This window comes from Streptacidiphilus sp. PAMC 29251 (genome assembly GCF_054208735.2).
On record NZ_CM135725.2, the window covers coordinates 8,508,742 to 8,521,114 of the forward strand.

A 12,373-nucleotide genomic window follows, 5' to 3' on the forward strand; every position below is an offset into this window, starting at 1 on the left:
GCCGCGCGGCCGAACGGAGCAGCGGCGTCATCCCTGAGCGAGTGGCATCCCTGGACGGGCGTCCCCTGGGCGGGCGTCATCCCTGGGCGGCGCCCCCGCACACCCAGCGCAGCGCGCCGGCCAGGTGCTCCCGGAAGTCCGGGTCCGCGTACGCGCTGATGTGGTGGCCCAGCGAGGTGTAGAAGGACCGTCCCCCGTCCGCGGGCTCCTGGCACCAGACCAGCGGATGGTCCGCGCCCATCAGCCCGCCCTGGTAGTGGACCTCGTCCACCGAGGCCAGCACTCGCACGCCCACGTCGCGCGGATTGCTGCGGAAGTCGTACCACTCGTCGTCCCAGGCCCACTGCTCCGGCAGGTGGGCGGTGGCGGGGTGGGCCCGGTCCAGCACGGTGACCACGGCGGGCTGCGCCGGCGGGTGGCTGCGGAAGCGGGCGCCGAGCAGGGTGCCGTAGTAGGGCCAGTCGTACTCGGTCCCGGCGGCGGAGTGGATGCCGAGGAAGCCGCCGCCTGCGGCGTGAAACCCCTCCAGCGCCTTGCGTCCGTCGTCGGTGAGCACCTGGCCGGTGGTGGAGAGGAAGACCACGGCGCGATAGCCGGCCAGGTTCTGTTCGGTGAAGGCCTCCGGATCCTCGGTCGCGGTCAGCCCGAGGCCCTCGGCGGCGGCGAGCTGGCTCAGCGCCTCGATTCCGGCCGGGATGGAGTCGTGTCGGAAGCCTGCGGTCCGGGTGAGGAGCAGGACCTGGGGGAGGGGTGGCATATGTGTGATCCTGTAGTTGGAGAGCGCTCTCCGAGGGAGCGTAGGCGGCACTGCGTCAACCGGTCAAGAAGGCGTGGCGGGGCCGCTGCTGGCCCGGACGGCCAGGCCGACGGGCAGCGTCAGGACACGAACCGGTTCGCCCCCCGGGCCGCCGTCGCCCCGCATCGCCAGCCGGATCGCCTCCGCGCCCATCCGCTCCAGCGGCATTCGCGCCGTGGTCAGCGCCGGGGCCAGGTCGGCGGCCAGCGGGATGTCGTCGAACCCGGCCACGGCGATCCCGTCGGGCACCCCGATCCCTCGCTCGCGCAGCTCGGCCAGCACGCCCACGGCGCAGACGTCGGAGAGCGCCAGGATCGCCCTGGGCCGGCCCCGTTCCAGCAACCGGGCGGTGGCGAGCCGTCCGCCCTCCCGGCTGAACTCCGCCTCGGCCGTCCGCTCCTCGCTCAGCGACAGGCCGGCCTCGCCGAGCGCGGCGCACACCCCGGCCAGCCGCTCCGCCGACACCCGGAACCGGGCCGGGCCGGTGACCACGGCGAGGTCCCGGTGCCCGGCGGCGAGCAGCGCCCGGGTGAGCTCCGCCGCCCCGCCCCGGTTGTCCGGGAGGACGGTGTCGTACCCGTCGCCGTGGTCGGTGACGGCGGCGACCACGCCGCCCTCGGCCCGGTAGGCCGCCAGCGCGGCGTCGATCGCGGCGGTGGCGTCCGGGTCGGTGTAGCCGGAGCCGGCCAGCACGATCGCGCGGACCCGCTGGGCGTGCAGCATCCGGATGCACCGCAGCTCAGTGGCCGGGTCGCCGCCGGTGTTCAGCACCATGGTCAGCAGCCCCGACTCGGCCGCGGTGTCGGTCGCGCCCTTGGCCAGCGCGCCGAAGTACGGGTCGGCGATGTCGTGCAGCAGCACGCCGACGGTGGCGGTGCTGGACCGCGCCAGCGCCTGGGCCGGGGCGTTGGCCAGGTAGCCGAGCTCCTCGGCGCTGGCGCGCACCCGGGCGGCGAGGGTGTCGCCGACGGTGCGGGCCGAGCCGTTGAGCGCACGGGAGGCCGTGGCCAGGGACACCCCGGCATGGCGCGCCACTTCACCCAGGGTCACCGCCATCGCCGCCCCACCTCCCGCTCTGCTCGTTCGCCTGCGCCGCACTCAGCTGTTCGTACCGGCGTCGGCCGAGGTCGTACCGCCGTCGGCGAAGGCTATCGCGACGCAAGCACTTGACCGACCTGCCGGAAACGCTTAGGTTCACGCCCTGGAAAGCGCTTTCCTGAACAGACTCTACCGGAAGGACCACACCGATGACCCGTAGGACGATCGGCATCGCGATGAACGGCGTCACCGGGAGGATGGGCTACCGCCAGCACCTGCTGCGCTCGATCCTCGCGATCCGCGCCGACGGCGGCATCGACCTCGGCGGCGGCGAGGTGCTCTGGCCCGAGCCGATCCTGGTCGGCCGGGACGAGCACCGGCTGCGCGCCATCGCCGAGCGGCACGGCCTGGAGCGCTGGACCACCTCGCTGGACGAGGCCCTCGCCGACCCGCTGACCGAGATCTACTTCGACGCCCAGGTCACCCCGGCGCGGGAGAAGGCGCTGCGCGCCGCCATCGCCGCCGGAAAGCACATCTACACCGAGAAGCCCACCGCCGAATCCCTGGCCGGGGCACTGGAGTTGGCCCGACTGGCGGAAGAGGCCGGGGTCCGCAACGGCGCCGTCCAGGACAAGCTGTTCCTGCCCGGACTGATGAAGCTGAAGCGACTTGTCGACAGCGGCTTCTTCGGCCGGATCCTCTCCGTCCGCGGTGAGTTCGGCTACTGGGTGTTCGAGGGCGACTGGCAGTCCGCCCAGCGGCCCTCCTGGAACTACCGCGCCGAAGACGGCGGCGGCATGATCCTCGACATGTTCCCGCACTGGCGCTATGTGCTGGACGAGATCATCGCCCCGGTCCGCTCGGTGTACGCGCACAGCACCACCCACATCCCGGTCCGCTACGACGAGAAGGGCGCCGAGTACCCGGCCACCGCCGACGACGCCGCGTACGGGATCTTCGAGCTGGAGGGCGGCATCGTCGCCCAGATCAACTCCTCCTGGGCGGTCCGGGTGGACCGGGACGAGTTGGTGGAGTTCCAGGTGGACGGCACCGAGGGCAGCGCCGTGGCCGGCCTGCGCGAGTGCCGCTTCCAGCACCGCGCGGCCACCCCAAGCCGGTCTGGAACCCGGACCTCCCGGCCACCGAGGACTTCCGCACCCAGTGGCAGGCCGTGCCCGACAACCGCGAGTTCGACAACGGCTTCCGGACCCAGTGGGAGCTGTTCCTGCTCCATGTGGCGACCGGCTCCGACTACCGCTGGGACCTGCTCGAAGGCGCCAAGGGCGTGCAACTCGCGGAGTTGGGCCTGCAGTCGGCCCGCGAAGGCCGCCGCCTTGACGTCCCGGCCCTGGAGCTCTGAGTCATGACGACCTATCAGCCCTTCGCCTCCCGCACCGCCTACGCCGCTGCCCATGTGGTCGCCGACCCCGACGGCGGCAACGCCCCCGGCGCCCCGGCCGCCGTCGACTGGGACGCCACCCTCGCCTTCCGGCGCCACCTCTGGTCGCTGGGCTTCGGCGTCGCCGACGCCATGGACACCGCCCAGCGCGGGATGGGCCTGGACTGGGCCGCCACCAGCGAGCTGATCACCCGCAGCGGGGCCGAGGCCGCCGCGGTCGGCGGGCTGCTCGCCTGCGGTGCCGGAACCGACCAACTCACGACTCCCACAACCAGTCTGACGGGTATTCAGCAGGCTTATGAGCAGCAGCTGGAGACCGTCGAGGCGGCCGGCGCCAAGGTCATCCTGATGGCCAGCCGGCAGCTCGCCGCCGCCGCCAGGGGACCGGAGGACTACCACCAGGTCTACGGCGAACTGCTGCGCCAGGTCCGCGAGCCGGTGATCCTGCACTGGCTCGGCGACATGTTCGACCCGGCTCTGGCCGGGTACTGGGGCGCGCCGGGCCTGGACGCCGCTGCCGACAGCGTGCTCGCGCTGATCAAGCAGCACACCGACCGGATCGACGGCATCAAGGTCTCGCTGCTGGACGCCGACCGGGAGATCGCGCTGCGCAGCGCCCTGCCGGAGGGCGTCCGGCTCTACACCGGCGACGACTTCCACTACCCGGAACTCATCCGCGGCGAACAGGGCGAGCAGGGCGAACAGGGCGAACAGGGCGAGCAGCGGGAGCAGGGCGGGGAAGTCCGGCACAGCCATGCGCTGCTCGGGGTGTTCGACCCCATCGCGGTCCCGGCCGCCGCCGCGCTGCGCGCCCTGGACGCGGGCGACCTGGACCGCTACGACGTGCTGCTCGCCCCCACCGTCCCGCTGGCCCGGCACCTCTTCGCCGCGCCGACCTTCCACTACAAGACCGGCATCGTCTTCCTGGCCTGGCTGGCCGGGCACCAGGAGCACTTCGGCATGGTCGCGGGCGCGCAGAGCGGCCGTTCGGCCACCCATCTGGTCGAGCTGTACCGCCTCGCCACCGCGGCCGGCGTGCTCCCCGACCAGGATCTGGCCGCGGCCCGGCTGCGTCAGTTCGCCGCCCTCAGCGGGGTGACCGTATGACCGGCATCCAGGCGGGCGCCCACCAGCCCGGCATCCAGCGGCTTTCGCTCAATCAGATCACCACCAGGGGCTGGACCCTGACCGAAGCGGTCCAGGGCTGCGCCGAGGCCGGCATCCCGGCCATCGGCCTGTGGCGCGACAAGGTCGAGGAGGCGGGGGGGCCGGCCCGTGCGGCTGAACTGGTGCGCGCGGCAGGGCTGGTGGTCAGCAGCCTCTGCCGGGGCGGTTTCTTCACCGCACCCCTGGACAGCAAGGCCCGCACCACCGCGCTGGACGACAACCGGCGCGCGATCGAGGAGGCCGCCGTCCTCGGCACCGACACCCTGGTGCTGGTCTGCGGCGGGCTGCCGGAGGGCAGCCGCGACCTCCCCGCCGCGCGCGAGCGGGTCCGCGACGCGCTCGCCGAGCTGGCCCCGTTCGCCGGGGAGCACGGGGTACGGCTCGCGGTCGAGCCGCTGCACCCCATGTTCTGCGCCGACCGGGCCGTGGTCTCCACCCTCGGCCAGGCCCTGGACCTGGCCGAGGAGTTCCCGGTGGAGCAGGTCGGCGTGGTCGTCGACAGCTACCACGTGTGGTGGGATCCGCAGCTCTACCCGCAGATCGCCAGGGCCGGCGACCGGATCGCCGCCTACCAGGTCTGCGACTGGACGCTGCCGCTGCCGGCCGACGCCCTGCTCGGACGCGGCCATGTCGGCGACGGCGTGATCGACTTCCCGCCGCTCAGCCGAGCGGTGGCCGCGGCCGGCTACACCGGCTGGATCGAGGTCGAGCTGTTCAACCAGGAAGTCTGGGACACCCCAGGCGAGCAGACACTGCGTCAGCTGATCGATCGTCATATCAAGCACGTCGATCCCAGCTGATCAACGGTCGCGGGTGCCGGGCGCTACGCGTCGGCGGTGGCGTCGGCGCCCGCGTCGGCGCCATCACCGATACCGAAGTGGTACCTCCCCCGGCCCTCGGCCCGACTCCAGCTCTTGACCGCTCCCCGCCCAGGTCAGTACCGTCCTCGATTAAACAAGTAAAGAACGTTAACCAGTCGCTCGGCGCTGCCGGGCGGCCTCTGAGGAGACCTGCATGGGATCGTCGGCTCGCCGAGCAGCGACAGCCGTGGCCGTGAGCGCCGGGCTCGCCGCCGCTGTCATACCGCTCACCACCGCCCAGGCCGCGACCGTCAAGGGCGAGTTGCGGACGGACCAGGTCGGCTATGCCAACCACGACACCAAGATCGCCTACCTGATGGCCGGCGCGGCGGTGTCGGGCGAGACCTACAAGGTGGTGGACTCCCGCGGCCGGACCGCCGCGAAGGGCAAGGTCGGCAAGGTCAGCCGGGGCTCCTGGAACGCCGCCTACCCCGACGTCTACCCGGTCGACTTCTCCCGGGTGACCCGGAGCGGTACCTATCGCATCGTCATGAGCGGTCCGGTGAAGACCAGTTCGGACACCTTCAAGGTGGAGCGGAGTTCCGCGCTGTACGGCACCCTGGTCGCCGACGGGGTGAACTTCTACCAGAACCAGCGCGACGGCGCCGACGTGGTCAAGGGCGCGCTGAACCGCAAGCCGTCGCACCTCAACGACGCCCACGCCACCGTCTACAAGCTGCCGACCTTCGACCAGAACAGCGACAACGGCGACATCATCAAGGGCACCGGGCTGACGAAGATCGCCGGAGCCGCTCCGGTGGACGTCACCGGTGGCTGGTTCGACGCGGGCGACTACCTCAAGTTCACCTTCACCACCGCCTACGCGGACGACCTGCTGTTCGCCTCCGCCCGCGCGCTCGGCCACAGCGCGCCCGCGTCGCTCAGCGCCGAGGCGCAGTTCGGCAACGACTGGCTGAACAAGATGTGGAACCCGGCCACCAAGACCCTCTACCTGCAGGTCGGCATCGGCAGCGGCGACGCCAAGGGCACCTTCTTCGGCGACCACGACCTGTGGCGGCTGCCGCAGGCCGACGACACCGACAACGCCGCGACCGACCGCTACGCCGCGAAGAACCGGCCTGTCTTCGAGGCCGCCGCGCCCGGGGCCAAGATCTCCCCCGCGATCGCGGGCCGGGTCGCCGCCTCCTTCGCCCTCGCCTCCCAGGCCGACGCCGCGGCCGGCCGCAAGGCCAAGGCCAGGACCGAACTGGCCGACGCCACCTCCCTCTACGCCCAGGCCGACACCAGCCCCAAGGGCACCCTGGTCTCCGCCGCGCCCAGCAGCTACTACCCCGAGTCCATCTGGCACGACGCGATGGAGCTGGGCGCGAGCGAGATCGCCCTCGCCGAGCAGGGCCTGCACCGCCCCAAGTCCGAGTACGGCACCTATCTGACCCAGGCCGCGACCTGGGCCAAGGACTACATCGCGACCGACTCCGGCAAGGACACCCTCAACCTCTACGACGTCAGCGCCCTGGCCCACGCCGACCTGGCCACCGCGATCCGCCGGGCCGGCAGCCCGGCCGGGCTCGCGGTCACCCGCGCCGACCTGATCGGCGACCTCAAGGCCCAGGTCGCCTCGGCGGCCAAGACCTCAGCTGCGGACATCTTCCGCGCGGGCGGCGACTACACCAACTTCGACGTGGACTCGCACAGCTTCGGCTTCATCTCCACCGAGGCCCTCTACCGCGCGGCCAGCGGCGACCACAGCTACCAGGCCTTCGCGGGGGAGCAGCGGGCCTGGCTGCTCGGCGGCAACGCCTGGGGCACCAGCTTCATGGTCGGGGCCGGCACCACCTTCCCCGACTGCACCGGCTCGCAGATCCCCAACCTCTCCGGCTCGCTGAACGGCAAGGCGCCGGTGGACACCGGCGCCGTGGTCAACGGCCCCAACAGCACCGACATCTTCAGCGACGGCCTGGGCGACCTGCAGGACGGCACCAGGAAGTGCGAGAAGGACTCCTTCACCGAGTTCACCGGCCACGGCAGCGAGTACGTGGACGACGTCCGCTCCTGGCAGACCAGCGAGGAGGCGCTGGACATGACCGGCAGCGCGATCCTCGCCGGGGCGCTGCAGTCCTCGGTGAGGTAGCCGATCCTCGGTGAGGTGAACCAGCTGGTCAGGCCGGGAGCCGGCACCGGACCCAGCGGGCCGCGGTGCCGCTGAAGCGGACGGCCTCGGCGACCGCCGGGGCCGGATCGTCCCGGCAGAGCCAGGCCCGCTCGGTGCCGCGGCGCGGCCGCAGTTCGGACGGCAGGCGCTTGCGCTGCCAGGCCCAGACCGCGGCCGAGGGCAGGTCCAGCTGCCCCAGCCCGAAACTGCGCACCCGCTGCCGCGCACCGCGCGGCAGCGGGCGGCCGGTCAGGTCGAGGTGCAGGGCGCGCACCACGTCCAGCCCGTCCACGGTCTCCAGCAGCCGGAACTGGCCTCGGTGATTCACGAGCCCTTGGCGTGTGGTGACTGAGCGTCACCTGGATGCAGAGACGGTGCCCCTACCTGCAATGATGCGAGTTATCTAGAAACGTATCGTCGCGAGGTGGGGCACCGAATCCGTGGGGAAGAATACTGGACGTCTGACCGATCTGGCCATGTCGGCTGACAGGAGGCGGCAGGTCGGGCATGCGGGTGGGGTGCATCTGCAGGTGCTGGCCGAGCGGGCGGGGCTGGCAGGGGCGCTGACGCAGGCGATGCGGCGCCCGGGTTTCCGGCCGGGGCACGAGCGGGGGCGGGTGCTGGTGGACCTGGCCTGCGCGATCGTGCTGGGGGCGGTGGCGATCGGCGACATCGCGGTGCTGGAGCATCAGCGCGAGGTGATGGCGGGCGGCCCGGCGGTGGCGTCGCCGCCCACGGTGTGGCGGGTCCTGGACGAGGTTGGCGAGCTGCAGGTGCGCCGGGTCGCCCGGGCCCGGGCGACGGTGCGCCGGCAGGTGTGGTCCTGGCTGGAGAACCGGCCGCAGGGGTTCCCGTGGATCGTGGTGGACGGTGCGGCGCTGACCGGTTGGACGGTGATCGACTCCGATGCCACGCCGGTGGCCTGCGCCTCGGAGAAGGAGGGCGCGGCCGGGACGTACAAGAAGGGCGTCTACGGCCTGTGCCCCATGATCGCTTTCTGTGACAACACCGGGGAGATGCTCGCGCAGGAGCTGCGTCCCGGCGACGCGGGCTGCAACAGCGCCGAGGACAACATCGCCTGCTTCGCCGCCGCGGTCGAGCAGCTGCCCGCCGCCTACCGCCGCAAGATCTTGTTCCGGATCGACGGGGCCGGGTTCTCCCACGGGCTCCTGACGTGGATCGCGAAGGCCGGTGGCCGTCGCCACCCCTCCTTCACCTGGCAGTACTCGACCGGCTGGGCGTTCACCGACCGTGAGATGACGGCCGTGACGGCGCTGGACGAACTGGAGAAGCAGGAGCGCAAGCAGGGCCGTTCGGTGTGGCAGGCCGCCCTCGACGCCGACGGTGCCGCGCGTGAGGACGCGCAGGTCGCCGACATCACCGGACTGCTCGGCGACCTCTCGCTCTGGCCGCCCGGGCACCGGGTGATCGTGCGCCGCGAACCGCTGCACCCGCGCTACGTCAAGGACGCCTCACCCTACGAGCTCGAACACGGCATGCGGCTGCAGACGTTCGCGACCAACACTCCCGACCGTCAGGCCTCATGGCTCGATGCCCGCCACAGGACTCACGCCCGGGTCGAGGCGAAGATCCGCGACAGCAAGGACGCGGGCCTGAACCGGTTCCCCTCGCGCCACATGAAGGTCAACCAGGCGTGGCTGCTGGCCACCGCGCTGGCCTGCGACCTCCGCAACTGGCTCCAACTCCTCGGCTGTGAGGGCGAGATGGCCAAAGCCACCCCAAAGACCCTGCGCTTCCGCTTCCTGCACGTGCCCGCCGTGATCGTGCGCGGCCAGCGCAAACGCACCCTCAAGATCCCCAGAACCTGGCCCTGGGCGAACGCGGTCGTCCAGGCCTTCCGCCGCCTCATGGCCCTGCCCTACCCAACCTGACCTGGGCAAACCGCCCAGCAGAGCATCGAGAGGAGGCCGACCCGCAGTCCCCGGGCCCGTGGAACCCGGCGCCACCGACGCGACAGTCGACGCGCAGCCCTACCCGGCGAAGCCCGCCAGGCAGAGCAAAAGCGACAACCCGGGCACACGATCAACGGGCCGCTGCGGTGAAAGATTCAGGCTGGGCGCCGGTCCTGGGATTGAAGTCGACCAGTTTGTACTGCCCGTCCCGCCGGTCCAGCCGCCAGTCCAGATCCGCCACGCCGCGGTAGCCGATCCGCCGGCAGAACTCCGCGGCCTGCTCGGCGAGGGCGGGATTGCGCAGCGCCCGGGCCCGGGTGGTCACCCCGGCGCCCGGCGGCCAGGAGCGGAGCTTGATCCCGGTGAAGACGACCGGGTCACTGCCGTCGGCCGGACAGTAGAGATGGCTGAACCAGTCCTCGGAAAGGTCGTTGGGGATGCACTCCTGCACCAGGACCGAGAGCGGGGTGCCCGGCGGGCAGGCCGCCCGCAGCTCTCGCTCGTGCTGGACCACGGTGGTGTGGTCCACCACCGGTGAGCTCAGCCGGGTCCAGGGCGCCAGGTTCTTCAGCACCAGCGGGTAGCCCCAGTCCCGGCCGATCGCCAGCAGCGCCTCCTGGTCGACCGGGGCCAGCGAGCGCGGGGTCGGCACGCCGTGCTCCTGGCAGAGCCGGTACAGGCCCGCCTTGTCGGCCAATCGCCGCGGCAGGGCCGGGGGAATCGGCGGCAGCAGGAAGTACTCGGCCAGCCGGTCGGCGTGCTCCGCCAGCAGCAGCGCGGCCTCGTCGTCGGTGGCGACCGGGACGCTGCGGCAGCCGATGGCCCGGCCGATGCCGACCAGCAGGTCCACCAGCGCGTCGGGCTGCTCGAGCCCGGTGGTGGGACGGACGAAGCGGCCCACCCGGTACCGGGACACCGCCGCCGGGGTGAGCCGGTCCTCGACCATGGCGTGCACCGGCACCCCGCGCCGGCCGAGGGTACGCAGCACCCCGACGCCGCCCGCGTGCTGCGGATAGCGGCCGACCTTCACGAGCAGGGCCGGGACCGTGCGGTCCAGATCGGGACCGGAACCATGCATGGCGACCTCGAAGCTGGGCCTGCGACCGATCGTTGCTGCCCATTCTCCGAGTCGGCCCGGCACACCGCGAGCGGAGCAGCGGCCTGCGCGGCGGGCGCGTTAACTCCAATGGCCGAACCGATGTCCGGGTGAACCGGAAACGGGTGTGGACTAGATGCTGACCCGTGTCGAGGAGTCGAGGAGGAGCACCCATGACCGTTCCCCGCTCCAAGGCAGTCCCGGTCACCGTGATCGGCGCCGGTCCGTACGGCCTGGCCGCTGCCGCGCACCTGCGGGCCCGCGGGGTGTCCTGCCGGGTCCTCGGTGAGCCGATGGACAGCTGGCGTGCACGGATGCCGGCCGGGATGTTCCTGAAGTCCACCCCCTCGGCCTCCAGCATCTCGGATCCGGCCGGGGCCTTCAGCCTGGACCGGTTCCGCGCGGCCGAGGGCCGCCGCTCCGAGGGCGACCTGCACCCGGTGCCGCTGGACGAGTTCGTCCGCTACGGCCTGTGGTTCCAGCAGCAGTGCGTACCCGAGCTGGAGCGGACGGTGGTGCGGCAGGTGGAGGCGAGGGCCGGGGAGTTCCAGGTCACCCTGGAGACGGGCGAGGACTTCGCCAGCCGCTCGGTGGTCATGGCCACCGGCCTCAGCGCCTTCGCCCACATCCCGGACGAGCTGGCCGAGGCCGCCGCGGCGGGCCTGGTCTCGCACCCGGCGGAGTACGACGACCTGTCCCGCTTCACCGGGCAGCGGGTGGCCGTGGTCGGCGCCGGACAGTCGGCGCTGGAGAGCGCCGCGCTGCTGCACGAGGCCGGTGCGGTGCCCACGGTGGTGGCCAGGACCCAGGAACTGCTCTTCGGCACGCCCCCGACCAGCGACCGGCCGACCGAGCGGCCGCTGCCACAGCGGCTGCTCAAACCGGCCTCCCCGCTCGGCCCCGGCTGGTCGCTGCGGACGTTCGCCGACGCCGCCGGGGTCTACCGGCGGCTGCCGGTGCCGGTGCGGGACCACTTCCTGCGCACCGTGCTCGGCCCCTCCGGCGCCTGGTGGCTGCGGGACCGGGTGGTCGGCCGGGTGGACGTGCTCACCGGCCGGTCGGTGCGGTCCGCGGTCGAGGCCGGCAGCGGGGTGCGACTGACCCTGGCGGACCGGACCGGGGGCAGCACGGTGCTCACCGTCGACCATGTCCTCTCCGCGACCGGCTACCGGGTCGACCTCGCCCGGATGGGCCTGCTCGCGCCGGGCCTGCGCGGCGGGCTGTGGCGGACCGGCGGGGCCCCGCACCTCTCCGCCGGGTTCGAGTCCTCGGTGCACGGCCTGTACTTCACCGGTCTCGCCGCCGCGGCGACCTTCGGTCCGGTGCTGCGCTTCGTCTGCGGCACCGGCTTCGCCGCCGGACGGATCAGCGCCGCCGTGGCGGCCCGCGGATGACCGAGCAGGGCAGCCGATGACCGACAGCCCGGGGGTGGTCGCGGCGGTCGGACCTGGCCACTCGGCCACCGCGGTCGCGGGCCGGTCCGGCTCGTGGGGCCGCAGCCGGGTGATCGCCGCCCGCGCCGCGCTGCCGGCGGCGCTGCTGCTGTGGCTGCTGTCGCTGCGTCAGGTGGACCTGGACCGGATGGGCGACCTGGGCCTGATCCAGGTGCTGCCGGTGCTGTTCTGGGTCGCCGCGGCGCTGCTCACCCTCGGCTTCGCGCTCGCCCTGCACGAGCGGCGGATCGGCACCGCCTGGCTCGTCGGCTACGTCCTCGGGCTGATCGCGGTGATCCACGCGACCCCGACCCTGCTCTACCCGACCCTCCGCTACTCCTGGGCCTGGAAGCACCTCGCGGTGATCGACGCGATGCTGCGGCACGGCGGGTCGGTGCCGCACGCGGGCGCGCTGGGCATCTACAACCAGTGGCCCGGCTTCTTCGACCTCAACGCGCTGCTGCTGCGGGCCACCGGGCTGCATTCGGCGCTCGGCTACGCGGCCTGGACCCCGCCGGTGGTCAACGCCCTGCTGCTGGGCCCGCTGCTGCTGCTCTA

General features: G+C 72.5%; 9 protein-coding genes and 1 pseudogene. 6 read left to right on the plus strand and 4 right to left on the minus strand.

The window, feature by feature from the left end; all coding sequences use genetic code 11:
• Window positions 1–76 precede the first annotated feature (76 nt).
• Both ACXKR8_RS40300 and ACXKR8_RS40305 read right to left on the minus strand, forming a co-directional pair.
• The gene (locus ACXKR8_RS40300) at window positions 77–757 is read right to left on the minus strand and encodes a ThuA domain-containing protein (RefSeq protein WP_458269469.1); all 681 of its coding nucleotides are present in this window, start codon (window positions 755–757) and stop codon (window positions 77–79) included.
• 63 nt (window positions 758–820) lie between these two features.
• On the minus strand, window positions 821–1,852 hold the full coding sequence (locus ACXKR8_RS40305) for a LacI family DNA-binding transcriptional regulator (RefSeq protein WP_458269470.1): 1,032 nt from the start codon (window positions 1,850–1,852) through the stop codon (window positions 821–823).
• Between the two features lie 191 nt (window positions 1,853–2,043).
• On the opposite strand from ACXKR8_RS40305, the pseudogene ACXKR8_RS40310 reads away from it, so the two are divergent.
• The 4 genes and pseudogenes from ACXKR8_RS40310 to ACXKR8_RS40325 all read left to right on the plus strand — a co-directional run bounded on the left by ACXKR8_RS40310 (window position 2,044) and on the right by ACXKR8_RS40325 (window position 7,352).
• Window positions 2,044–3,194: pseudogene (locus ACXKR8_RS40310) on the plus strand (Gfo/Idh/MocA family protein).
• A 3-nt stretch (window positions 3,195–3,197) separates the two neighbouring features.
• Window positions 3,198–4,340, plus strand: a complete 1,143-nt coding sequence (locus ACXKR8_RS40315; RefSeq protein WP_458269472.1) for a dihydrodipicolinate synthase family protein — start codon at window positions 3,198–3,200, stop codon at window positions 4,338–4,340.
• Window positions 4,337–5,200, plus strand: a complete 864-nt coding sequence (locus ACXKR8_RS40320) for a sugar phosphate isomerase/epimerase family protein (RefSeq protein WP_458269473.1) — start codon at window positions 4,337–4,339, stop codon at window positions 5,198–5,200. The genes ACXKR8_RS40315 and ACXKR8_RS40320 overlap by 4 nt, the downstream gene beginning before the upstream one ends.
• A 214-nt stretch (window positions 5,201–5,414) precedes the next feature.
• Complete coding sequence (locus ACXKR8_RS40325) at window positions 5,415–7,352, plus strand: glycoside hydrolase family 9 protein (RefSeq protein ID WP_458269474.1); 1,938 nt, start codon at window positions 5,415–5,417, stop codon at window positions 7,350–7,352.
• A gap of 28 nt (window positions 7,353–7,380) precedes the next feature.
• Here ACXKR8_RS40325 and ACXKR8_RS40330 read toward each other — a convergent pair whose 3' ends face one another.
• Complete coding sequence (locus ACXKR8_RS40330) at window positions 7,381–7,701, minus strand: hypothetical protein (RefSeq protein ID WP_458269475.1); 321 nt, start codon at window positions 7,699–7,701, stop codon at window positions 7,381–7,383.
• 148 nt (window positions 7,702–7,849) lie between these two features.
• Between ACXKR8_RS40330 and ACXKR8_RS40335 the strand changes: the two genes are divergently transcribed.
• Window positions 7,850–9,265: an IS1380 family transposase gene (locus tag ACXKR8_RS40335; protein ID WP_458267506.1), complete on the plus strand. Its 1,416-nt coding sequence runs from the start codon at window positions 7,850–7,852 to the stop codon at window positions 9,263–9,265.
• Between the two features lie 151 nt (window positions 9,266–9,416).
• Here the strand turns inward: ACXKR8_RS40335 and ACXKR8_RS40340 are convergent, their stop codons facing one another.
• Window positions 9,417–10,364 carry a carboxylate--amine ligase gene (locus ACXKR8_RS40340; protein ID WP_458269476.1) on the minus strand — a complete coding sequence of 316 codons (948 nt, stop codon included), beginning with the start codon at window positions 10,362–10,364 and terminating at the stop codon, window positions 9,417–9,419.
• A gap of 191 nt (window positions 10,365–10,555) precedes the next feature.
• On the opposite strand from ACXKR8_RS40340, the gene ACXKR8_RS40345 reads away from it, so the two are divergent.
• Window positions 10,556–11,776: an NAD(P)-binding domain-containing protein gene (locus tag ACXKR8_RS40345; RefSeq protein WP_458269477.1), complete on the plus strand. Its 1,221-nt coding sequence runs from the start codon at window positions 10,556–10,558 to the stop codon at window positions 11,774–11,776.
• Window positions 11,777–12,373: the final 597 nt, after the last annotated feature.